Here is a 23,476-nt window from a genome sequence, read left to right as displayed (position 1 = left end):
AACTGGAAAGAACGAATGAAAGTTTACCATTGGCTGAAAGCGATCCAGTTCCATCTCCTGCCGCCCCGCTGTCTTCTTTGCGGCGGGCCGGGACGGAAGCCGCTGGATCTGTGCCTTGCCTGTGAAGCCGAGCTGCCTTGGATCGAACACCCCTGCCCCGTCTGCGCCCGGCCCCTTCCCACCGCCGCGCCGGCCTGCGGGGCCTGCCTGCGGCGGCCGCCTCCGTTCGAACGCACCGTCGCCCTGTGGCACTACCAGCCGCCGGTGGACCACCTGATGACCGCCGCCAAATACCGTGGCCTGCGGCCGCCGCTGCGCCTGTTCGGGGAATGCCTGGCGCGGCGGCTCGACAGCGCCCCCCGCCCCGATCGCCTGGTGCCGGTGCCGCTGCACCCCCGCCGCCTGCGCCAGCGCGGTTTCAATCAGAGCTTGGAGATCGCCCGGGTGGTCGGCCAGCGCCTGGAAATCCCTCTGCAGCCCGGCCTGTGCCGGCGGATCCGCCTCACCCCGCCCCAGCAGGGCCTCAGCGCCCGCGACCGGCGGCGCAATCTGCGCGGGGCCTTCGCAGCTGATCCGGCCGTCCGTGGCCGCCACGTCGCCCTGATCGACGACGTCATGACCACCGGCGCCACCGTGGCCGAAATCGCCCTCACCCTGAAACGCGCCGGTGTGATCGAAGTTTCGGTTTGGGTGATCGCGCGGGCCTGAGCGGCGAAGCGTGAGTCCGGTCACAGACGCCGGGGGCGCCTTGAACCATGCTTACCCCGAAACGATCACACAGCGGAGGTATGAGTCATGTCCAGCGTCGAACTCGTTCTCACCGGCAGTCTGCTGACCACCATCGCCGCCAGCGTCGGTTACTGCTGGCACCACTACCGTCACCTGAGCGCACGTCACAGATAATCCAGCAGAATCCCCAGAAACACCACCGCCCCCAGCCAATTGTTGTTGAGGAACGCCTGGAAACAGCGCCCAGGGTCGCGCTCACGGATGAGCCACTGCTGGTAGGCCATGAAGCCGGCCGCCGCCAGCAGACCGGCCCAATACCCCTCCCCCAGCCCCGCCAGGCGACCGACCCAGGCCAGCACCGCCAGCATCGCCAGCTGGATCAGGCCGATGATGAGACGGTCGTGGCGGCCGAACAGGATGGCGGTGGATTTGACCCCGATACGAAGATCGTCCTCACGGTCGACGATCGCATACATGGTATCGTAGGCTAAAGCCCAGAGCAGCGTCGCCAGCAACAACCACCAGGCGACGGCTGGCACGGCACCGGTCTGGGCGGCGAAGGCCATCGGCACCGCCCAGCCGAAGGCCAGCCCCAGATAGGCCTGGGGCAGATGGGTGTAGCGTTTCATGAAGGGATAGGAAGCGGCCAGAAAGGCGGCGACGAAGGCCAGGGCGATGGTGAGCCGGTTGAGGAACAACACCAGCACGAACGCCAGCCCGCACAACACCGCGAACAGGATCAGCGCCTCCCCGGGAGTGACCCTGCCGGCCGCCAGGGGACGGTCGCAGGTCCGGCGTACGTGGGGGTCGAAGCGGCGGTCGGCGTAATCGTTGATGACGCAGCCCGCCGAGCGCATCAGCACCACACCCAGGATGAAGACCGCCACGATCACAGGATCGGGACGGCCGTTCCCGGCGATCCACAAGGCCCACAAAGCCGGCCACAGCAACAGGAAGATGCCGATGGGGCGGTGCAGCCGCATCAGATAGACGTACTGCCGCAGGCGGTCACGCCAGTCAACCGACCGATTGATAACACTTGATTTCATTTTCCCGGTTTTCCACGCTTTTCTCTGGTGCCAGATTGTTGCATTTTAAGCGAACGCTCAGCCTATTTCGCCCCGATTCCGCCAAACGCCGAGGCAGAATCAAGACAATGTGCTGGCGGTTGCCTTCTTGAAGTGGACCCCAATGTCAAGACAGGATACCCTTCATCCGAATGGCATTATTGGCAACCGGCGAAACCGTGGCTTGCAGCAGCCAAGACCTTGGGTGCCGGTTCCGAATGAACCAGCCTGGAGAGAATCATGAACGATACAGTCGCATCCATCCTCAACGAGGCCATTCAGGATGAATACAAGGCCCGCGCCCTGTACCGTAAAGTCATCGAGAAATTTGGCGATGTCAGGCCCTTCAGCAATATCGTGGAAGCCGAGGAACGCCATATCCAGGCGCTGCTGCCGTTGTTCGAAAAATACCATGTTCCGATTCCTGCGGATGACTGGCCCACGCGGATAGAACCCCCTGCGTCACTGTTGGCAGCCTGCCAACAGGGCGTGGAGGCGGAAATCGAAAATATGGAAATGTACGAGCGGCTGCTGGATCAGGCCAGACAATTTCCGGATGTGCAGGCGGTGTTGCAGGAATTGCAACGAGCCTCCCGGGACAATCATCTGCCCGCTTTCCAGCGTTGTGTGGAACGGGGAGGACTGCCTGGACGTGGCGGTCGCAACAGGCCTGGCCGCAGGTGGGAATCCGGGTAAATCATCTCTCACCAGAACGGGGAAAACTGCCCGGACTGAACAGGCAAGCCGGATTGCTCAGGGATTTCAGGGAGGCCACCAAATCGGCTTTCTCCTGTTCGCTCAGGTGCAATGGATAAATGGCCGGGTCCAGGAAGGGATTCTTCTCACCGCCCCGATCGTAATAGTCCACCACGTCCTCCAGGGTCTTCTGGCTACCATCGTGCATGTAGGGACCGGCCAGGCTGACGTTGCGCAGGGTGGGGGTGCGAAACTTACCAATGTCAGCCACCTGCCCCGTTATCAGGAAACGCCCCAGTTCGGAGCACTCGCGGGGATCATAGATCGACGCCTGCCTTCATCTGCCTGTAGGCAGCGACGAAACGGGTGAATTTGGCCTTCAGTCGCTCGAAGTCCACCCCGAGATTGTAGAAGCGGTTGTCGGTGAACAGCGAATCGCTCAGGCCGATCTCGTGGCAGTTGGCACATTTACCCTTGCGGCGGAAATGGAGCAGGCTGTCGCCTCAGCTAATTCGAACAAGGAGGGCAAAAAGAATTCGGCGACCAGCAGCGGGCGCCCGTCGATGGTGTAGAGAATGCGCCGGCCCCAGTCGGGGCGCGGCAACGGCGCTTTCCAGTTCCGGGAAACGAGGCGGGTCCATTCGCAGCCCCGCCGGCGCACCCCCGGATCGGTGAACAGCAGCGCCCCCAGCGGCCGGGTTCCCAGACGGGCAACGCCGGCCCCCGCCCCTTTCAGAGTCGCCGGCGGGGCTACCGTCCGCGCCGCCAGCAGCGGCGTCCCCCGGTGTGCCAGCACCACTTCCCGCACCCATAGCAGCCGGGGCCGGTAAGCGAGCCGGCAGCGTTCGCTCGCCAGCGCCCGGCCCCGCCCCTGGCGCAATACCTGTACCTCCACTGTGCCGGCCAGGGCCTGGAGGCGGGCGGTGAGGGAACCGGTTTCCGCCAGCCAGCTCAGCACCTGGAGAGGCGGACGCCTGGCGGACCAAAATCCGGGAACGAACCAGTGCGGATCGTTGGCGAGCAGCAGACTGGGAGCGAGCGGCTTCAAAGGCAATGATCGCTGTGGGGTCAAACGTCGGCGTAACGGTCGCCGCTGCCGATCCAGAAGGCCAGCAGCGGGGGGATGCGTTCCGGGGCGTGGCGTTCGAGCCATTCGGCCGCCTGCCGCACCTGGGGCAGCCATTGGCGGTCGCGCACCGGATCGGCCATTTTAAACTGCAGGGCCCCGCTTTGGCGAGTCCCGAGCACCTCTCCCGGCCCGCGCAGTTCCAGATCCTTTTCCGCCAGGGTGAAACCGTCGTGGCAGCGGCGCAGATAGTCGAGGCGCTGGCGCGCCGCCTCCGTCAGCGGGGGGCGGTAAAGCAGGATGCAGTAGCTCTGCCCCGGCCCCCGCCCCACCCGGCCCCGCAGCTGGTGCAGCTGGGCCAACCCTAAGCGTTCGGCGTTCTCGATCACCATCAGGCCGGCGTTGGGCACATCCACGCCCACCTCGATCACGGTAGTCGCCACCAGAAGGTCGATGTCGCCGGCCTTGAAGGCCGCCATCACCGCTTCCTTGTCGGCGCCTTTCATACGCCCGTGCACCAGCCCGATGCGCACGCCGGGAAGCTCCCCGGCGAGCCGTTCCGCCGTCTTTTCCGCCGCCTCCCCGGCCAACACCTCGGATTCCTCGATCAGGGTACAGACCCAGTAAGCCTGGCGGCCGCCGGCGAGCCAATCCTGCAGCCGGGCGATCAGTTCGGTGCGGCGGGCCTCGCTCATCACCCGGGTTTCCACCGGTTGCCGCCCCGGCGGCAGCTTGTCGATCACCGACACCTCCAGATCGCCGTAGCGCAGCATCGCCAGGGTGCGGGGGATGGGGGTGGCGGTCATCACCAGATAATGGGGGATCCACCCATCCGCCTTGGCCTTGAGGGCGAGGCGCTGATCGACGCCGAAGCGGTGCTGCTCATCGACGATCACCAGTCCCAGGCGGGCGAAATCCACCGCCCGCTGGAACAGGGCGTGGGTGCCGACGACCACATCGATCTCACCCCCGGCGACGGCTTCCAGCAGGCGGCGGCGTTCGCGGCTGGCGGTGCGGGCCGTCAGCAGCGCCAGCCGCACGCCCAGAGGCGCGAACCAGGTCCGCCAAGTGTGGGCGTGTTGCTCGGCCAGCAGTTCCGTCGGTGCCATCAGTGCGGTCTGCCAGCCATTGGCGGCGGCGCACAGGGCGGCCAGCGCGGCGACCACGGTCTTGCCGGAACCGACATCCCCCTGCAAAAGCCGCCCCATCGGCCGGGTGGCGGCCAGATCGCCGCGGATCTCGGCGAACGCCCGCCGCTGGGCGTCGGTGAGCCGAAAAGGGAGCTGCGCCAGAAACCGCTCCAGGTCCTGCTCCACCAGCGGCAGCGCCGGCGCCCTGCCCTCGGCCCGGAAACGGTCCTGGTTCCGAAAAGCCAACTGATGCGCCAACAGTTCCTCGAAGGTCAAGCGCTGCCAGGCCGGATGATGCCCCGCGGTCAGGGCGGCGGGGTCGGCCTCGACGCCGGGACGGTGCAGGGCGGCCAGCGCTTCCACCAGCGCCATCCGCAGCGGTGGCGGCAGGGATTCCGGCGGCAGCGCCGGCAACCACGGCGGGGCGGCGACCAGCTGATCCAGCGCCTGTCCCTGCAGGCGCCGCAGGGTACGCTGGCTGAGTCCCGGGGTGGTGGCGTAGACCGGCACGATCCCCCCGCTGGCCTGCTGGGCCGGCTCCAGTTCGGGATGGATCATCTCGCGACCGAAGCCAGACACCCTGACCTCACCGAAACAGCGCCAGCGGCTACCGGGAAGCAACCGGTTACGCAGGGCGGCGCTGAAATGGAAAAAGCGCAGGTCCATGGCGCCACTGCCGTCCCGTATCCGGCTGACCAGCATCGGCCTGCGCCGTCCGGTCACTTCGGTGAGCACCACCTCGCCTTCGATCAGGCACTTGCCCGCGGCGGCGGCGATGGGAACCACGGTACGCCGGTCCTCGTAGCGAATGGGAGCGTGCAGGAGCAGGTCGCGCAGGTCGAAAACGCCGAGCTTCTGCAGCCGTGCCGCCAGCGTCGGGCCGACGCCCTTGAGACTCAAAACCGGAGGAATGGACATCGCGGCGGCTGCCGCCATGATCAGCTGCGGGCTCGCTGTATCTTCAGAACCACCGGCAGATGGCGCAGACGGCGGATGATCCGGGCCAGATGACGACGGTCACGGACGGTCAGAGTGACCAGATCGGTGCTGGTGTGGCTGTCCTGCTGGGTGATCTGGAAGTTCTCGATGTTGGCCTCCGCCTCGGCGATGGTCGCCGCCACCCGGGCCAACGCCCCGCGACGGTCGAGGAGGACGATGCGCAAATCGACGGGAAACTCCCCTTCCACGTTGCGATCCCATTCCGCCGGCACCCAGGTCACCTGTTTCTTCTGGAATTCCAGAGCGTTCTTGCAGCCGCTGCGGTGCACCACCAGGCCCTTGCCGGGGCGGAAGAAACCGATGATCGGATCGCCGGGGATCGGCCGGCAGCACTTGGCCAGACTGACCACCATGCCCTCGGTGCCCTGGATGATCAATGGCGCCCCGCTGCCGTTTTCCTCCAGCGCCACATCGACGCCGTCACCGCTGGCGGCCAGCTGGCGCGCCACCAGCATCGCCATGCGGTTGCCCAGGCCGACCTCTTCGAACAACTGTTCGAGATCACGGCAGCCGATGGCCTGCAGCTTGGTGGTCAGCGCTTCGGAGGGGATCGCCTCCAGGCTCAGGCCCAGCTTGTGCAACTCCGCCTCCAGCATCCGCTGCCCCAGACCCACCGCCTCACGGCGCTTGAGCTGGCGCAGGTAGCCGCGGACCGCACTCCGGGCCTTGGCGGTCACCACGTAACTGAGCCAGGAGGGATGGGGACGGGCGTGTTCCTGGGTCACCGCCTCGACCGTCTGGCCGTTGGCCAGGGGCGTGTGCAGCGGCATCAACCGGCCATCGATACGGGCGGCGACGCAGTGATTGCCCACTTCGGTGTGGACCGCGTAGGCGAAATCCAGGGCGGTCGCTCCATAGGGCAGTTTGACGATGTCCCCTTCCGGAGTGAAGACGTAAACCTCCGAAGGAAAGAGATCGATTTTGAGATTGTCGAGAAACTCCAGCGACCCGCCCTCGCCCTGCTGGTGCTCCAGGAACTCCTTGATCCAGGCATAGGCGCGGGCCTTGGCGGTGTCGGCGATCTCTTTTTTGTAGAGCCAGTGGGCGGCGATGCCGTTTTCGGCGATCCGGTGCATGTCGCGGGTGCGGATCTGCACTTCCACCGGCACGCCGTAAGGACCGACCACCACGGTGTGAAGCGATTGATAGCCGTTGTCCTTGGGCAGGGCGATGTAATCCTTGAACCGTCCGGGTACGGGTTTGTAGAGCCTGTGCACCACCCCCAACGCCCGGTAACAGGCATCCACGTCGGCGGTCACGATGCGCACCGCGTAGACGTCGAAGACCTGATTGAAGGTCAGGCCCTTCTCGCGCATCTTCTTGTAGATGCTGAAGATGTGTTTTTCCCGTCCGCGAACTTCCCCCTCGATGCCTGCTGCCTCCAGACGCTGGCGCAGGTTGGATTCGATGGTGGCGACCACTTCCTTGCGGTTGCCCCGGGCCCGCTTGACCGCCAGCTTCAACACCCGGTAGCGCATCGGGTGCATGGCCTGCATGGCCAGCTCCTCCAGCTCGAGGCGAATGCGGTTCATCCCCAGACGGTTGGCCAGCGGGGCGTAGATCTCCAGGGTTTCACGGGCGAAGCGGCGCCGCCGTGCGGGGGCCATCGGCCCCAGGGTGCGCATGTTGTGCAGGCGGTCGGCGAGCTTGACCAGGATGACGCGCAGATCCTGGGCCATGGCCAGGATCATCTTGCGCAGGGATTCCGCCTGGAGCTCCTGCTTGGATTTGGAGTCGAGCTGGGTCAGCTTGGTGACCCCGTCCACCAGCCCGGCCACCTCGTCGCCGAACAACTCGGCAAGCTGCGCCTTCGTGACCGGGGTGTCTTCGATGACGTCGTGGAGGATCGCGGCGACGATTCCGGCCGTATCCATCTTCATCTGCTCGGCCAGAATCGTCGCCACTTCGATGGGATGGCAGACGTAGGGTTCGCCGCTGAGGCGGAACTGGTCGGCATGGGCCTCGTCGGCGAACTCGACCGCCTGACGGACTTGCTCAAGCTGTTCCGCAGGCAGATAACCGGCCGCCGTCTCCAGCAAGCGCTCCGCCAGGAAATCCTGGGGGCGTTGGAGTTGCAGGGCCGGTTCCGCCATGGCGAGTTCCCTAGATCGTTTGCGGTTGCGGCGCTGACCCCAGCAGCGGGTCGACACCGCCGTTCATGTCCAGATCGCGCAGCTTGTCGATGTCGAGCTTGCCGGCGGCGATTTCCCGCAGGGCCACCACGGTGGCCTTGTCGTCACCCCAGGGGACCAGGGGTTCGGCGCCGGCGAGCAGCTGGCGGGCCCGCTTGGTGGCGAGCAACACCAGTTCGAAACGGTTTTCGACCTTGTCGAGGCAGTCTTCTACGGTGATTCGGGCCATGGATTTCCCTCAAGTCTTGTTGTATTCGTATAACAAATCTGTTGCGAATTAGCAATCCCGTTGTTCCAGAATCTCCACAGCCGGCAGTTTCTTGCCTTCGAGGAATTCCAGAAACGCGCCGCCGCCGGTGGACATGTAGGAAATGCCGTCGGCGACGCCGAACCGCTCGATCGCCGCCAGGGTGTCGCCGCCGCCGGCGATGGAGAACGCCGGGCTTTTGGCGATGGCCTCGGCGATGCAGCGGGTGCCGTGGCTGAACTGCTCGATCTCGAACACCCCCACCGGCCCGTTCCAGACGATGGTGCCTGCCTGCATGATCCTGTCGGCGTAGAGATCGGCGGTTTTGGGACCGATGTCGAGGATCATCTCGTCCTCGGCCACTTCCTCCACCGGCTTGGTAACCGCCTCGGCGTCCTCGGAAAACGCCTTGGCCACCACCACGTCCACCGGGATGGGAATCTCGGCGCCGCGGGCCCGGGCTTGTTCCATCAGGCGCTTGGCTTCCGGGATCAGATCTTCCTCGTAAAGCGATTTGCCCACCGGATGGCCGGCAGCGGCGATGAAGGTATTGGCGATGCCGCCGCCCACGATCAATTGATCCACTTTCTGGGCCAAAGTTTCCAGCACCGTCAGCTTGGTGGATACCTTGGAACCGCCTACGATGGCCAGCAACGGACGGTCGGGATTTTCCAGCGCCTTCGACAGGGCCTCCAGTTCCTTGGCCAGCAGCAGGCCGGCGCATACCTCGGGGGCGAACTGAGCCACCGCATGGGTGGATGCCTGGGCCCGGTGGGCGGTGCCAAAAGCATCCATCACGAAGACGTCGCAGAGGGCGGCCATCTTCCGGCCCAGTTCCGGATCGTTCTTCTTCTCCCCTTTCAGGAAGCGGACGTTCTCCAGCAGGACCAGCTCACCGGGCACCTGACACTGCACCCCGTCGATCCAGTCCCTGACCAACCGCACCGGCAGCCCCATCAGTTCGGACATGCGTTCCGCCACCGGCGCCAGGGAATATTGGGGATCGTATTCCCCTTCCTTGGGGCGGCCCAGATGGGACATGACCATCACGCAGGCGGCGCCCTGTTCCAGGGCGTAACGGATGGTGGGAATACTGGCGCGGATGCGGGTGTCGGAGGTGACTTTACCGTCGCTGATCGGCACGTTGAGGTCGGCGCGGATCAGCACCCGTTTGCCCTTGAGTTTCAAATCGGTGATTTTCTTGATGGCCATGCTTCCTCCTGTCGGATGAACGAGTGATGAACGGGAAATGGGCGCTCCCCCATCAGGCGTTTTCCCGCCACTTGATGGAGCAGCCCATGCTGGGATACTGCACCTCGGGCCCCCGGCCGGTGGCGGCGATCTGCTTCATGGCCTCCAGCAGTTCGTGGCGGGCGCCGGGCACTGGATTCTTGCCGCCTTCGATCAGGCGGCCGCGGTACTGCAGCTGCAGCCCGGCGTTGTAGCCGAAGAAATCCGGGGTGCAGATGGCGCCGAAGGCCCGGGCGACCGCCTGGGTTTCGTCGAGCAGATAGGGAAACGGGAACTGTTTCTCCGCGGCGATGCGCTTCATGTTGTCGAAGGAATCCTCCGGATAGCGTTCGGTGTCGTTGGGATTGATGGCCACGCAACCGATGCCGTGACGGGAGATCTCGCGGCAGTCCTCGATCAAAATGTCGAGTATCGCCTTCACGTAGGGACAGTGGTTGCAGATGAACATCACCAACAGGCCGTTGGGCCCTTTGCATTGATCCCGGGTCCAGATACGGCCATCGACACCGGGCAGGGCAAAGTCGGGACAGGGTTTTCCGAACTCGCACAGCGGGGTTTCCATCAGCGCCATGACGCACCTCCTCTTGAGTCTTTTTGATGAAAAATCATATCAGAATCAGCCCGTTGCCGCCCTGTCGCCGGTCCTTTCCAGGCGCTTTTCCGGGTATTCGCACAAGTCGCGGATGACGCACCGGTCGCACTTGGGATTGCGGGCGGTGCACACGTAGCGACCGTGCAGGATCAACAGATGGTGGGCGTCCTGCTTGAATTCCTCGGGGGTGTAGCGGTTCAGCTTCTCCTCCACCTCGCGCACGGTCCTGCCCGGCGCCAGGCCGGTGCGGTTGGCAACCCGGAAAATGTGGGTATCGACGGCGATGGTCGGCTCGCCGTAGAGGGTGTTGAGAATGACGTTGGCGGTCTTGCGTCCCACGCCGGGCAGGGCTTCCAGCTCCTTGCGCGTCCGCGGCACCTGGCCGCCGTGTTTCTCGATCAGCTGCCGGCACAGAGCGATGAGATTGCGCGCCTTGGTGTTGTAAAGGCCGATGTGACGGATGTAACGCTTCAGCCCCTCCTCGCCCAGCGCCAGCATCTTCTCGGGCGTGTCGGCCACCTTGAACAATTCCGCGGTGGCCCGGTTGACGCTCTTGTCGGTGGCCTGCGCCGACAGCACCACCGCCACCAGCAGTTCGAAGGGCGTGCGGTACTCGAGCTCGGTGGTGGGATTGGGAATGGCCTTGGCCAGACGTTCGAAAATCAGCCTGCGCTTTTTCTGATTCAAACCGCCCGTCTCCGTTTCAGCGCCGCTTTCCTGGCTTCCAGCCTAGCCCGGTGCCTGGCCGCTTCCTCCTCGAGACGCCGCCGGCGCGCCCGGTAGCGGGCCTTGGCCTGCTCGCTGCGGGCGCGGCGTTCCTCGGCCGTCCGCGGGCGGAGGGACTCCGGCGCCGGCAGCATGTCGATGCATTCCACCGGACACGGTGGCAGGCACAATGCGCAGCCGATGCATTCGGCGGCGATCACCGTATGCATCCAGTTGGGCGCGCCGACGATAGCGTCCACCGGGCAGGCATCCAGGCAGCGGGCACAGCCGATGCAACAGGTCTCGTCGATCTTCGCCACCCGGGCGAATCTGCCGCCGGTTGCCGTCATGGCTTCACTTGACCCGCATCCCCGGCTCGGCCCCTTCGTCCGGTGACAGCAGGTACAGATCCTTGCCGCCGGGACCGGCCGCCAACACCATGCCTTCGGACACCCCGAAGCGCATCTTGCGCGGCTTGAGGTTGGCCACCATCACCGTCAGCCGCCCTGTAAGGGTTTTGGGATCGTAGGCGGCCTTGATGCCGGCGAATACGGTGCGGGTCTCGCCGCCCAGATCCAGGGTCAGCTTGAGCAGCTTCTCCGCCCCCTCCACGTGCTCGGCCTTGACGATGCGGGCGATGCGCAGGTCGATCTTAGCGAAATCGGCGAACTCGATTTCCGGCGCGACAGGCTCCACCGCCGGTGCCCGCTGGGGCGCCGGCGCCAGGCTTTCCCGGGAGGCTTCGATCATCTGCTCGATTTTGGCCGGATCGACGCGGGTCAGCAGCGGCTTGAAGTCATTGATGACGTGATCGAGCAGCGGCTGAGTCGCCACCTCGGGCCATTCCTGAGGCTCGATGGCCAGAAAAGCCTCCGCCTCCCGCGCCAGCTTGGGCAGGACCGGCTTGAGATAGGCGACCAGGATGCGGAACAGATTGATGCCTTCGCTGCAGACTGCCTGCAGTTCGCCCTCCCGGCCCGGTTCTTTGGCGATGACCCAAGGTTTGTGTTCGTCGATGAACTGGTTGGCGGCATCGGCCAGGGCCATGATTTCCCGCATGGCCTTGCCGAACTCGCGCTTTTCGTACAGAGCGGCGATCTCCTCGCCGGCCTCGAGAAAGCGCACGAACAGGTCGGGATCGGGCAGATGACCGGCCAGGCGGTTGTCGAAACGCTTTTTGATGAAACCGGCGCAGCGCGAGGCGATGTTGACCACCTTGCCCACCAGGTCGGCGTTGACCCGCTGGGTGAAGTCCTCGAAGTTGAGGTCGATGTCGTCCACGCCCGGCCCCAGCTTGGCGGCGAAATAGTAGCGCAGATACTGGGGATCGAGATGGTCCAGATAGGTGCGGGCCTTGATGAAGGTGCCGCGGGACTTGGACATCTTTTCGCCGTTGACGGTGAGAAAGCCGTGGGCGTGGATGGCGGTGGGGGTGCGGAAACCGGCCCCGTGGAGCATCGCCGGCCAGAACAAGGCGTGGAAATAGATGATGTCCTTGCCGATGAAGTGGTACAGCTCGGCATCGCTGTCCGGTCCCCACCAGGCGTCGAAATCCAGGCCCTTTTCCCGACACAGGCGTTTGAAACTGGCCATGTAGCCGATGGGGGCGTCGAGCCAGACGTAGAAATACTTGCCGGGGGCGTCGGGAATCTCGAAGCCGAAGTACGGGGCGTCACGGGTGATGTCCCAGTCCTTGAGGCCGCCCTGCAGCCACTCGTCCACCTTGTGGGCCACTTCCGGCTGCAGGTGGCCGGGCTGATGGACCCATTCCTTGAGGAAGGACGCGAAAGCCGACAGCTTGAAGAAGAAATGTTCGGTCTCCTTCTCCACCGGCGTCGCCCCGGAAACGGCGGAAACCGGATTCTTCAGCTCGGTGGGGGAATAGGTGGCGCCGCACACCTCGCAATTGTCCCCATACTGGTCCTTGGCGCCACATCGAGGACACTCGCCCTTGATGAACCGGTCCGGCAGGAACATCCGCCTGACCGGATCGTAGAACTGGGTGATGGTACGGGCTTCGATATAACCCTTCGCCTTCAGGCGGCGGTAGATCTCCGTGGCCAGCTCGCGGTTCTCCGGGGAATGGGTGCTGTGGTAACAGTCGAAGCCGATCTCGAAGCCGGCGAAATCGGCGCGGTGCTCGCGGCCGATGCGCTCGACCAGCGCTTCCGGGGTGATTCCCTCCTCCTGGGCCTTGAGCATGATCGGCGTGCCGTGGGCGTCGTCGGCACAGACGTACCAGCAGACGTTGCCCCGCAGCTTCTGGAAGCGGACCCAGATGTCGGTCTGGATGTACTCCACCAGATGGCCCAGATGGATGGGGCCGTTGGCATACGGCAGGGCGCTGGTGACGAGCAGGTTGCGGCCTGGCATAAGACTTCTCTCCGTGAGATAGGGCTCGTGATCTTCAAGGAAAGCAAATCATTTTAACCCAGTTTGGTGGTAAAGTATTTCGTCCTTTGGACTAGACTGAAGTTTATGGAAACGGCTTTGACGATCAGCCGGGGGCGTCCTTTGCCACTCGGTGTCCACGGCTTCGACGGTGGCATGAACTTCGCCATCTTCAGCCGCAACGCCACCCGCATGTGGCTGCTGCTGTTCGACGACCCGGCGGTGCTGGAGCCCACCTGGTGCTTCGAACTGGATCCCGCAACCCATCGTACCGGTGACATCTGGCACGTCTACGTTCACGGCGCCCGCCCGGGGCTGACCTACGTGTTCCAGGCCGACGGGCCTTTCGCCCCCCACGAAGGCCACCGTTTCAATCCCCAGCGCGCCCTGCTCGACCCTTACGCCACCGCCCTGACCGGCGTCGAGCATTGGGACTTTGCCATGCTTTGCGACCGCTGGCTGGAGGAACATCCCGACGAGCCGATCCCCAAGGCGCAGTATCGGGTCAAGGGGCTGATTCCAAGCGAGCGGGAATTCGACTGGGATGGCGACCGTCATCCCAAGATCCCCTGGTCGGAAACCGTCATCTACGAAACCCACGTGCGCGGCCTGACCATCCACCCCTCCTCCTGCGCCCACTACCCCGGCACCTATCTGGGCGTGATCGAGAAGATTCCCTATTTCAAGGAATTGGGGATCACCACTTTGGAGCTGATGCCGGTGCACCAGTTCAATCCCCATGAACTGGACCGCAGAAACCCCCTCACCGGTGAACCGCTGGTCAACTACTGGGGCTACAGCACCGTGGCCTTCTTCGCTCCCCACGCCCAGTACAGCACCGGCCGCAGCATCGACGCCCAGATCACCGAGTTCAAGGCCATGGTCAAGGCCCTCCACGAGGCCGGGATCGAAGTCATCCTCGACGTGGTCTTCAACCACACCGCCGAGGGCAACGAGCACGGCCCGACCCTCAACTTCAAGGGACTGGACAACAGCATCTACTACCTGCTCGACGAGCACGACAAAAGCCGCTATCTCAACTATTCCGGCTGCGGCAACACCTTCAACTGCAACCATCCGGTGGTGCGCGGCTACATCCTCGAATGCCTGCGTTACTGGGTCACCGAGATGCACGTGGACGGCTTCCGCTTCGACCTAGCCTCGATCCTCGGGCGCGACCGCAGCGGGAGGCTGGTACCCAATCCGCCGCTGCTGGAATCCATCGCCGAAGATCCGATCCTGGGCAGCGTCAAGCTCATCGCCGAGGCATGGGACGCGGGCGGTGCCTATCAGGTGGGTTTCTTTCCGGGCGAACGCTGGTCGGAATGGAACGGCCAGTACCGCGACGACGTGCGCCGCTACTGGCGCGGCGACGACGGTATGCTGGGACCGTTCGCCACCCGTTTGTGCGGCAGCGCCGACCTGTACCAGCACAGCGGCAAGACCCCGCTCAACAGCGTCAACTTCGTCACCAGCCACGACGGCTTCACCCTCAACGACCTGGTCAGCTACGAACACAAGCACAACGAGGCCAACGGCGAGGGCAACCGCGACGGGACCAACGAGAATTACAGCTGCAATTACGGCGTCGAGGGCCCCACCGACGATCCCGAGATCGAAGCGATCCGCCTGCGCCAGATCAAAAATTTCCTCGCCACCCTGTTCCTTTCCCGCGGGGTGCCGATGCTCCTGGGCGGGGACGAGTTCCGCCGCACCCAGAGGGGCAACAACAACGCCTACTGCCAGGACAACGAGATCTCCTGGTACGACTGGCGTCTGATGAAGCAAAACCGCCCGCTGGTGCGCTTCGTCAGCCGGCTGGTCCGTTTCCGCCAAGCCCACCCGGTCCTGCGTAAAGGGGATTTCTACCACCCCGAGGAAATCGAATGGTTCGGCCCCCACGGTTCACCGCCGGACTGGCGCAGCGGCCGGGCCCTGGGGGCGGCGATCCATCCCCTCGATCCCGAAGAGCCCCAACTGTGCCTGCTGTTCAACGCCGCACCGGAAGCCGTCTCTTTCCACCTCCCGCCCCCGCCGCCGGGGCAATGCTGGCACGTGGTGGTGGACACCGCGGCCGCACCACCGGAGGACATCGCCGCCGTGGGCAGGGAAAAGAAGCTCACGCGGCAGGATCAGCTGACGCTGATCGGACGCAGTCTGTACGTGCTGGTGGCACAGGCAAAGGCAGGAAAACCCCGGAGGAGAAAATGACCGACCGCCGCCGCCAACCGGAACGCCGCCGACTTGGCTGGCGCACGTTCTGGTACGCCCTGATACGGGGACGGCGCCGAGGGCCGCGACGTGCCGAAGAGCAAGACCGTCCCCATTATGTCGATTACTACGAAGACCACCGGCTGCTGCTGTGGAGCTTGGGGATCGTCGCCGCCTGCGCCCTCGACGCGCTCCTGACGCTGATGATCCTGGCCCGGGGCGGTATCGAGATCAATCCGCTGATGCGCTTGCTGCTCGAACTGGGCACCTATCCGTTTTTCTACGTCAAATACCTCGGCACCAGCCTGGCGGTGATCTTCGTCCTGCTGCATCACCGCCATCGCCTGCTGAACCGGCCGGCAACGTCCTTCCTGCCGTTGCTGTTTGGCGTCTATGCCCTGCTGATCGGCTACGAATGGTGGCTGCTGTCGGCCTGAGCCGGCACCGGCAACACCCGCTCGACGATGGCGCAACCGACGCTGTCGCCCCAGACGTTGACCGCGGTGCGGAAGCGGTCCAGGAGCCAGTCCACCGACAGCAGAATGCCGATGTATTCGGTCGGCAGCCCCACCGCGCTCAGCACGATCACCATGGTCACCAACCCCGCCTCGGGAATGCCGGCGGCGCCGATGGCCGCCAAGGTGGCGGTCAGCGCCACGGTGACCTGTTGCATCAGGTTCAGATCCACGCCCAGCACCTGGGCGATGTAGATCGCCGCCACCGCCTCGTACAGGGCGGTGCCGTCCATGTTGATGGTCGCCCCGAGGGGAATGACGAATTCGGCCGCTTCCCGCCGCACTCCGCCCCGGTCCACCGCCGCCTCCAAGGTCACCGGCAGGGTGGCCGAGGAACTGGCGGTGGAAAAGGCCGTCAGCAGCGCCGGTGACATCGCCCCCAGAAACCGCCAGGGGGAGCGGCGAGCGAAGATCCACAGCAGCAAAGCCAGCGTCACGAAGGCGTGAAAGGCCAAACCGGTGAGCACGGTGCCCATGTATCTGCCGGTTTGCTGCAGGGTCTGCAGAAAGGCGCCGTGCAGCTGGGCCTCCCCGAAACGGGCGGTCACCAGACAAAAGATCCCCAGCGGCGCCAGCGTCATGATACCGAGGATGAGCGCCAGGAAGGCTTCGTTCAGCTGGACGATGAAGCGGCTGACGGTCTCGGCCTTCGGACCCAGAATGGTCAGGGTGCCGGCGAACAGCATGGAAAAGACGATCAAAGGCAAAAGCTGCATCTCCGCCATCGCCTTGATCACGTTGTCGGTCACCAGCATCAGCGCCATGTGCTCGACGATGGCGCCGAGGCCCATTTCCTTGTTCGCCACCCGGGCCGATTCCAACAGCGCCGTATCCGGCGGCGGCGCACCGGCGCCGGGCTCGAAGGCATTGACCAGAACGATGCCGACGATCACCGCCAGCACCGTGGTGGTCAGATAATAGCCGATGGCCACCGCGCCCGGCCTGCCCAGCCGGCGCACGTCCCCGAAACCGAGGATCCCGGCCATGACGCTGGTCATCACCAGCGGCACCACCAGCATCTTCAGCAGACGCAGAAAGATCTCCCCACCGACGGCGAAACCCACCGCCCAGTGGGGCCGCCACAACCCCAGCAGGACCCCGAGGACGATGGCGATGAAAATCCACAGGGTCAGATGATTCTTTTCGTTCGACATCTTCGCTCCATTCCGCCAGGTTATCTATAATGACCGGTTTACGGATTCATCTTCCGCAGACGGCAATCCCCACCACAGCATGCTTTTGATCGCCTCTTTCGCCTTCCCGCCGAGCCTGCGACGCTTCTGGCAGTGGTGGCGCCAGCAGCTGGCGGCGCTGATCCCGGAAACCCTGCGGCGCCGCTGGCCGAAGGCGGAACCTTATTTCATCACCTTCACGCCAGAAGGGGAAATGGAAATCCTGCGCCAGACCGAGGACGACCGACCCTTGCAGCCGGTCGCCCACGACGGCAGGGCCGACGCGGAAGAAAGATACACCCTGCTGCTGCAACCGGGACAATGCCTGGTGCGGCGCACGGTCCTGCCTGCGGCGGCACGCAAGAATCTGAGTCAGGTCATCCGCTTCGAAATCGACCGCCACACCCCGTTCGAAGCCGATCAGGTCTATTTCGACACCCGCATCGTCGAACAGGCCAACGCCAAAATCGTCGTCGAGCTGATCGTCGTCCCCAGGCAGGTGCTCGACCCGCTGCTGGCCCAAGCCGAGGACGCCGGCCTGAACATCGACGACATCGCCGTTCTCGACCACGGCCAGCCCAGGACCGGACTTGCCTTGCTGCCCGAAGGCCGAAGCGATCAGCGCCCGCGCTGGTCTCGGCATCTGAATCTGGCGCTCGGCACCTTACTGTTGGCCCTGATCGGCGCCGCCCTGCTGCTTCCCGTCCTGTTCCAGCAGCGTCGGATCGAGATCCTGGAACGGCAGGTCGCCAAAGCCCGCAAGGCCGCCATCCGCGCCACCGACATCCAGCAGCGCCTGACGGAGCTGAAACGCCAGCGCCGCTTCCTGGTGGACAAGAAGCTTCAGACCCCGGCCCTGACGCAACTGCTGGAGGAGCTGAGCCGCCGCCTGCCGGACGACACCTGGCTGACCCAATTGCGGTATCAAGACAGCCAGCTGCGCATCGACGGCCGGTCCCCCGCCGCTTCCAAACTGGTACGACTGCTGGAAGATTCCCCCTACTTCGACAACGTGCATTTCATCTCTCCCATCACCCAGGACCGCCACAGCGGTCTGGAACGGTTCCGCATCAGCATGGATGTTCATCATGGCCCCGATAAAACGCCTGAATCCCAATCTGAATGAGACGGGGCAGCGCATCCTTGCGGTGCTACTGTTGTTGCTGCCGCTGGTGCTGCTCTATGGGCTTGCCATCGCCCCTTATCTGAAGATCCTGGCGGACAACCGGGAGCGGATCGAAGACCTGCGCTTCCAGTTGCAGCGGCTGCAACGGACCGCCGCCAAAGCCCCCTTGTGGGAAGGGCGACTGCAGGCACTGCAACAGGATCCGGCCGCCCGGCGCCACTATCTCCAGGGCGCCACCCCGGCCCTGGCGTCGGCCGAACTGCAGAAGCGCCTGGGGGAAATCGTGCGCGCAGCAGGCGGAGAGCTCACCAGCACCCAGGTGCTGGGAACGAAGGAAGAAGACGGCTTCACCCAAATCTCAGTGCGGGCCCGCTTCACCGCTTCCAGCCGTCAGTTGCAGGAGATCCTGCAGGAAATCGAAGCCAACCCGCCCTACCTTCTTATCGAGCGCCTGACCGTCCGCCCCGTCCGCGGCCGGCGCGATCCCAAAACCCGGCAATTCATTCCGCTCGACAAGCTCAACGTCGATCTGACCGTCTACGGTTACATGAAGACCGAACCCTCATGAGCCTCCACCGCAAACACTGGCCGACAATCGTCCTGGGAACGGCATGTCTGGGAATGGCGATGTTCCTTGCAGCGGAATACACGCACCTACGCCGCACGCTGTTACAACCCCAGCCGGGTGTCGAGACACCCAAGCTGGAAGCACCGGCGACAGAACCGGCGCAGGAATTCCAGCTTCCGCCGCTGTCTGCAGAGTCGGCCTTCGTCTCCCGCCCGCTGTTTCTCGAAGGCCGCCGTCCGGTCGCGGAGGAAAGCGCCGACGAACCCACGCCGGAACCTGCCGCCGCCAAAGGACCGCCGCCCGAGGTCGAGCTGATCGGCATTCTGGAAACCCCGGAAACCCGCCTGATCCTGCTGCGCGACAAGCGGGGAAAGGTCGTGCGCCTGCATCCGGACGAAACCATCGACGGCTGGCGCCTGCAGCGCATCGAAGCCGACCACGTCGTCCTGACCCAAAACGGCCAGGCGCACACGCTCAAGCTGGTCAAACCCCGCAAAGCCCCCAAGCGCAGGATTTCCCAGCCCCGGCGGACGAAACCAAGTCCCCGCAACCCTTTCGCCAACCCGTTCACGAACCACCGACCCAGCAAAAAACCAGGAAAGAAGTCACCGTGATCCGTCACGTCAAATCCATCACCGCCCTGACCCTGATCGGCGCACTGGCCGCCTGCGAATCACTGACCCACCGTCCCGGGGAAAAATTGCCCCTGGAATTGCTTGAAGTTCCCCCGGTTCCCCCGGAAACTTCGGAAAATCCATCCAAAGCGGGCGCCTCTCCGCTGGAACCGCCGCTGAAGGAGGCGGAAATCACCTTAGGCACGGGACAGACGATTCGTCCCCCGAGTCATCCGCGCCCATCTCGCAAACCAGGCAAATACACCCTCAATTTCGACGACGCCGACCTGGGGGAGGTCGCCAAAGTCATCCTGGGGGACATTCTCAAGGTCAACTACGTTCTCAGCCCCCGGGCGGCAGGTAAGATCACCCTGCAGACCACCCGCCCCCTGAACCGGGAAGAGGTGCTCCCGGCCCTGGAACTGGTGCTGCGCATGAACGGCCTGGCTTTGGTCAAAAAAGGCGATTTCTATTGGATTGGACCGATGGACGAAGCTACCCAAGGGGCACCTTTGTCCCTGACCGGAAGCAATCTGCCACCAGGTTTTCAAGTGCGGATCTATCCCTTGCGTTACATGGAGGTGGAATCGATCCAGAAAATCTTGCAACCGCTGCTCGGTCCTAAATCCCTGCTGTATACGGATCCGGTCCGCAATCTACTGCTGGTGGCCGGCACCAGCGCGGAATTGAGCGCCACTGACGAGGTTGTCCGCACCTTCGACGTCAATTTCCTCAAGGGCATGTCAGTGGGGCTGTTCCCGCTCCATAACCTGGATGCCGAAACCTTGAGCGCCGATCTCGAAAAGGCCCTCGGGAAAAAGGTCCTGCAAGACGCCTCCCTTTTACGCTTGATCCCGATCGACCGTCTCAATGCCTTGATGGTCATCACCCGACAGCCGGAATACCTGCAACTGGCTCAAACCTGGATCAAGCGCCTCGACCGGGCGGTATCCGAGGAAACCGGTTCGGTCCATGTCTATCGGGTCCAGAATATGGATGCCAAAAAGTTGGCCGAAACGCTGAATCAGATCTTCACCGGCAAGACCCAGGTCCCGAGAACCCAAGTGGCGCCCGGCAGCAGGAGAGTCACCCTCAAGGGGCGCAACCAGCCACAGAGCAGCGCCCGCCGCACCCAAACCCCGCTGCGCATCATTGCCGATGAGCCCAACAACGCCCTGATCATCATCGCCAATCAGGAACAGTACCGGGAAATCGAAAAGGTCATCAAGGACCTGGACCGGCTGCCGTTGCAGGTGCTGATCGACGCATCCATCATCGAAGTGACACTGAGTGACGATCTCAAATACGGGCTGGAATGGTTCGCCCAGAACAAGCTGCCCAAGAAATACAGCAACACCGGATACAGCACTGACGGACTTAATCTGGGCGACGCTGCCAAAACGGCTCTTCTCAATGCCTTAGCACCCGGTTTCAGTTATGTATGGCAAAGCAAATCCCAGGAAATCGGTGTGATTCTGCAAATGGCAGCCCAACAGGGAAAACTCAACGTGGTTTCCTCCCCTTCACTGATGGTGCTCAACAATCACGAAGCCACCATCAACGTGGGCGACCAGATCTCTCTCCAGACTTCGCAGGCGACCAATACCGGCAGCAGCGGCACCAATCCCATCATCACCGCTACGTATCAGCAACGTGACACCGGGGTTCAACTGAAGATCAAGCCTCGGGTAAACACCGGCGGTCTGGTCATTATGGATTTGGAACAGAAGGTAGACGACATCGGCCGCCAGCTGCCGGGCAATCCCAACCCCACCATCATCCAGCGCCAGATCACCAGCACCGTGGCGGTCAAGGACGGCGATACCCTGGTGCTCGGCGGGTTGATCAAGGACAACCGTGACCAGAGCCAGGACGGCATCCCCTGGCTCTACAAACTACCGATCATCGGCCACCTGTTCGGCACCACCACGGAACGGATCAAACGCACGGAACTGGTGGTGCTCATCACCCCAAGGGTGGTGCGCAACCGCCACGACGCCTTCGTGCTCACCAACGAGTTCCGCCTCCGCCTCAAGGAGCTGTACCAGACACCGGCGGAATACCTCAAACAACCACCCAAGCGGCGCCGATCGCCGAAACCAGCCCCGGTACCGGAATCAGCCGGCTGACACCTGCTGCTGGATGCGACGGTAATCGAGCTTGCCGCTTCCCAGCAGCGGCAGCGCCGCGCAGGTGACGATCCGCCGCGGCAGCCACAGCTCCGGAACGCCCTGCTCGCGGGCGCAGGATTGCAGCGCTTCCAGGGTGGCGTTTTGACATTCGGTCACCAGCACCACCGCCTCGCCGCGCCGGGAATCGGCCACCGCCACGGCGGCATGGCGGTGTTCCGGCCACACTCGGGCGGCCAGGGATTCGACGCCGTTCAAGGGCACCATCTCGCCGCCCACCTTGGCGAAGCGTTTCAGCCGGCCCGCCAGGGTCACGAAACCGTCGTCGTCTACGATCGCCACGTCACCGGTGTCGTACCAGCCCGCACCGAAACCCGAGGACGGCGGCGCCAGTTCTCCGGGCCGCTCGGGCAGCCAGTAGCCGAGCATGACGTTGGGTCCGCGCACGTGCAGGCGACCGCCTTGCGCCAGCCCTTCCACCGGTTCCAGACACCATTCGATCCCCGGCAGAAAGCGGCCCACGGTGCCGCTGCGGTAATGCATGGGGGTGTTGACCGCCAGTACCGGGCTGGTTTCGGTGGCGCCGTACCCCTCCAGAATCCGCAGGCCGAATTTCTCCAGCCACAGCCGGCGCACCTCCTCCTGGAGCTTCTCCGCGCCGGCGAAGACGTAGCGCAGGGTATGAAAGTCGTAAGGGTGGGCATGCCTGCCATAGCCCTGGAGGAAAGTGTTGGTACCGAACAGCACCGTGGCGTTGATCTCGTAGGCCAGTTCCGGAATCACCTTGTAATGCAGGGGATTGGGATAGAGGAAGGTGCGGATGCCGAACACCAGCGGCAGCAGCGTCCCCGGTCCCAGGCCGAAGACGTGGAACAATGGCAGCACGTTGAGGACCGTGTCGGTGGGATTGAAATCGAGCACCGCCGCCAGCTGAGCACAATTGGCCAGCAGATTGCGGTGGGACAGCAGCACCGCCTTGGGCGCCCCCTCGGAACCGGAAGTGAACAGCATGACCGCAGGCTCGGCCGCCGCCCCCGGTCGGCTGCGAAAAGAACCGCCGAACCAGGCGGCGGTCCAGGCCGCCAATTTGTCGGAGGCGGCCACCCCGTCCCGCCAGTCCTCCAGATAATGGACGGCGATGCCCGCCGCCTCGAGCGCCGCGATCTCTTCGGAAAGCCCCGCAAGCTCGACGAAACGGCGCGCCGTCAGCACCTCCCGGATCGTGCCGGTGCGGCAGGCGCCGGTCAGACCGGCGGGACCGGCGGTATAGTTGAGCATCGCCGGAAGCCGGCCGTGCTTTTGCAGCGCCAACACCGCGACGACCGCAGCGACGCCGCTCGGCAGCAGCACTCCGACGGGACCCTGATGACGCAGGTGCCGCCGCAGCAACGCGGCCATGACCTGAACCCGGGTGAGCAGACCATGATAGCCGAGCGGGCGCCGCTCGATGTCCTCGACCACCGCCCGCCTCGTCCCCACCGTGCGGCGGGCGTCCCAGACCGCTTCCAGCAGGGTGCGATCATAGGGAGTGGTGACGAACATCGTCTCGCGCATCAGCGCCGCCAGATTTTCACCGGCCCGGCGCCGGCGGGCGATGCCTTTGATTTCCTCCGGCGGGCGGATGTCCCGGGGCGGCCGCACCACCACGCGGATGCGGGGAAACCAGCGCCGGGGAAAGCGGCAGTCGAGACGGGAGAAGGGCGAATACTGAGCTCCGTCGATGCGAACCGGCACCACCAGCACGCCGGCGTGGTCGGCGATGAGCCCCGGGCCCTCGTAGATTTTCATCAGCGCCCCGGTGGTGGTGATGCGCCCCTCGGGAAAGATGACGATGCGCCGGCCCGCCTGCAACCGCCGGATCAGGGTCTTGAGGGAGGCCGGTTGCAGCGGGTCGAGCGGCACCACCTCGGCGAAACGCAGAAACGGCCGCACCCACCACAGGCGGGCGATGTGGGTGTTGATGGCGAACGTCGGTCCAGCGGGCAGAAAGGCCCAGAGGATGACCGGGTCGAGAAACGACTGGTGATTGGCGACGATCAGCACCGGCCCTTCGAAGCGCCGCAGCGGTTCCAGCCCCTCGATGCGGAGACGGTAGCAAAGACGCAGCAGCAGACGGACGACGGCTTTCAGCATGGC

Annotated in this window: 21 protein-coding genes; 8 read left to right on the top strand and 13 right to left on the bottom strand. The window is 64.3% G+C overall.

The window, feature by feature from the left end; all coding sequences use genetic code 11:
• The first annotated feature begins 15 nt into the window (after window positions 1-15).
• Complete coding sequence (locus tag MIN45_RS08810) at window positions 16-708, top strand: ComF family protein (protein ID WP_286291618.1); 693 nt, start codon at window positions 16-18, stop codon at window positions 706-708.
• A 185-nt stretch (window positions 709-893) separates the two neighbouring features.
• On the opposite strand, the gene ubiA is transcribed toward MIN45_RS08810, so the two are convergent.
• Window positions 894-1,778 (bottom strand): 4-hydroxybenzoate octaprenyltransferase, encoded by an 885-nt coding sequence (ubiA, locus tag MIN45_RS08805; protein ID WP_422732656.1) that lies wholly within the window; start codon window positions 1,776-1,778, stop codon window positions 894-896.
• Window positions 1,779-2,036: 258 nt separating this feature from the next.
• On the opposite strand from ubiA, the gene MIN45_RS08800 reads away from it, so the two are divergent.
• The gene (locus MIN45_RS08800) at window positions 2,037-2,492 is read left to right on the top strand and encodes a ferritin-like domain-containing protein (RefSeq protein WP_286291616.1); all 456 of its coding nucleotides are present in this window, start codon (window positions 2,037-2,039) and stop codon (window positions 2,490-2,492) included.
• Window position 2,493: 1 nt separating this feature from the next.
• Here the strand turns inward: MIN45_RS08800 and MIN45_RS08795 are convergent, their stop codons facing one another.
• The 10 genes from MIN45_RS08795 to metG all read right to left on the bottom strand — a co-directional run bounded on the left by MIN45_RS08795 (window position 2,494) and on the right by metG (window position 12,987).
• Entirely contained in the window at window positions 2,494-2,763 is a 270-nt protein-coding gene (locus MIN45_RS08795) for a cytochrome-c peroxidase (protein ID WP_286291615.1), read from the bottom strand.
• A 168-nt stretch (window positions 2,764-2,931) separates the two neighbouring features.
• Window positions 2,932-3,540, bottom strand: coding sequence for a chorismate--pyruvate lyase family protein (locus tag MIN45_RS08790; RefSeq protein WP_286291614.1), 609 nt, complete (start codon window positions 3,538-3,540; stop codon window positions 2,932-2,934).
• Between the two features lie 20 nt (window positions 3,541-3,560).
• Complete coding sequence (gene recG / locus MIN45_RS08785; RefSeq protein ID WP_286291613.1) at window positions 3,561-5,624, bottom strand: ATP-dependent DNA helicase RecG; 2,064 nt, start codon at window positions 5,622-5,624, stop codon at window positions 3,561-3,563.
• Between the two features lie 2 nt (window positions 5,625-5,626).
• Complete coding sequence (locus MIN45_RS08780; RefSeq protein WP_286291612.1) at window positions 5,627-7,780, bottom strand: RelA/SpoT family protein; 2,154 nt, start codon at window positions 7,778-7,780, stop codon at window positions 5,627-5,629.
• 10 nt (window positions 7,781-7,790) lie between these two features.
• Window positions 7,791-8,048, bottom strand: coding sequence for a DNA-directed RNA polymerase subunit omega (gene rpoZ, locus MIN45_RS08775; protein ID WP_286291611.1), 258 nt, complete (start codon window positions 8,046-8,048; stop codon window positions 7,791-7,793).
• A gap of 48 nt (window positions 8,049-8,096) precedes the next feature.
• On the bottom strand, window positions 8,097-9,278 hold the full coding sequence (locus MIN45_RS08770) for a phosphoglycerate kinase (protein ID WP_286291610.1): 1,182 nt from the start codon (window positions 9,276-9,278) through the stop codon (window positions 8,097-8,099).
• A gap of 52 nt (window positions 9,279-9,330) precedes the next feature.
• Window positions 9,331-9,888, bottom strand: a complete 558-nt coding sequence (locus tag MIN45_RS08765) for a thioredoxin family protein (RefSeq protein ID WP_286291609.1) — start codon at window positions 9,886-9,888, stop codon at window positions 9,331-9,333.
• Window positions 9,889-9,933: 45 nt separating this feature from the next.
• Window positions 9,934-10,596, bottom strand: a complete 663-nt coding sequence (gene nth / locus MIN45_RS08760; protein WP_286291608.1) for an endonuclease III — start codon at window positions 10,594-10,596, stop codon at window positions 9,934-9,936.
• Window positions 10,593-10,964 carry an RnfABCDGE type electron transport complex subunit B gene (locus tag MIN45_RS08755; RefSeq protein WP_286291607.1) on the bottom strand — a complete coding sequence of 124 codons (372 nt, stop codon included), beginning with the start codon at window positions 10,962-10,964 and terminating at the stop codon, window positions 10,593-10,595. Before MIN45_RS08755 ends, nth begins: the two co-directional genes overlap by 4 nt.
• Window positions 10,965-10,968: 4 nt before the next feature.
• The gene (metG, locus tag MIN45_RS08750) at window positions 10,969-12,987 is read right to left on the bottom strand and encodes a methionine--tRNA ligase (protein ID WP_286291605.1); all 2,019 of its coding nucleotides are present in this window, start codon (window positions 12,985-12,987) and stop codon (window positions 10,969-10,971) included.
• 117 nt (window positions 12,988-13,104) lie between these two features.
• Between metG and glgX the strand changes: the two genes are divergently transcribed.
• Window positions 13,105-15,216, top strand: coding sequence for a glycogen debranching protein GlgX (gene glgX / locus MIN45_RS08745; protein ID WP_286291604.1), 2,112 nt, complete (start codon window positions 13,105-13,107; stop codon window positions 15,214-15,216).
• Window positions 15,213-15,653 carry a DUF5658 family protein gene (locus tag MIN45_RS08740; RefSeq protein ID WP_286291603.1) on the top strand — a complete coding sequence of 147 codons (441 nt, stop codon included), beginning with the start codon at window positions 15,213-15,215 and terminating at the stop codon, window positions 15,651-15,653. The genes glgX and MIN45_RS08740 overlap by 4 nt, the downstream gene beginning before the upstream one ends.
• Here MIN45_RS08740 and MIN45_RS08735 read toward each other — a convergent pair.
• Window positions 15,626-16,885 (bottom strand): dicarboxylate/amino acid:cation symporter, encoded by a 1,260-nt coding sequence (locus MIN45_RS08735; protein ID WP_286291602.1) that lies wholly within the window; start codon window positions 16,883-16,885, stop codon window positions 15,626-15,628. The genes MIN45_RS08740 and MIN45_RS08735 overlap by 28 nt on opposite strands.
• Before the next feature lie 79 nt (window positions 16,886-16,964).
• Here MIN45_RS08735 and MIN45_RS08730 point away from each other — a divergent pair, with 79 nt between their 5' ends.
• Genes MIN45_RS08730 through gspD form a run of 4 tightly spaced genes read left to right on the top strand, consistent with a single transcriptional unit; the run spans window position 16,965 to window position 21,340 of the window.
• Window positions 16,965-18,029 carry a PilN domain-containing protein gene (locus tag MIN45_RS08730; RefSeq protein WP_286291601.1) on the top strand — a complete coding sequence of 355 codons (1,065 nt, stop codon included), beginning with the start codon at window positions 16,965-16,967 and terminating at the stop codon, window positions 18,027-18,029.
• The gene (gene gspM / locus MIN45_RS08725) at window positions 17,992-18,597 is read left to right on the top strand and encodes a type II secretion system protein GspM (protein WP_286291600.1); all 606 of its coding nucleotides are present in this window, start codon (window positions 17,992-17,994) and stop codon (window positions 18,595-18,597) included. The genes MIN45_RS08730 and gspM overlap by 38 nt, the downstream gene beginning before the upstream one ends.
• Window positions 18,594-19,211: a hypothetical protein gene (locus MIN45_RS08720; RefSeq protein WP_286291598.1), complete on the top strand. Its 618-nt coding sequence runs from the start codon at window positions 18,594-18,596 to the stop codon at window positions 19,209-19,211. Before gspM ends, MIN45_RS08720 begins: the two co-directional genes overlap by 4 nt.
• Entirely contained in the window at window positions 19,208-21,340 is a 2,133-nt protein-coding gene (gene gspD / locus MIN45_RS08715) for a type II secretion system secretin GspD (RefSeq protein ID WP_286291597.1), read from the top strand. The genes MIN45_RS08720 and gspD overlap by 4 nt, the downstream gene beginning before the upstream one ends.
• On the opposite strand, the gene MIN45_RS08710 is transcribed toward gspD, so the two are convergent.
• On the bottom strand, window positions 21,329-23,473 hold the full coding sequence (locus MIN45_RS08710) for an AMP-binding protein (protein WP_286291596.1): 2,145 nt from the start codon (window positions 23,471-23,473) through the stop codon (window positions 21,329-21,331). The two genes, gspD and MIN45_RS08710, sit on opposite strands and share 12 nt — an antisense overlap.
• Window positions 23,474-23,476 lie beyond the last annotated feature (3 nt).

The sequence above is a fragment of the Methylomarinovum tepidoasis genome (genome assembly GCF_030294985.1).
Taxonomy (GTDB): domain Bacteria; phylum Pseudomonadota; class Gammaproteobacteria; order Methylococcales; family Methylothermaceae; genus Methylohalobius; species Methylohalobius tepidoasis.
Note: the sequence above shows the minus strand (reverse complement) of the source record. Positions and strands in the feature narration are given on the sequence as shown.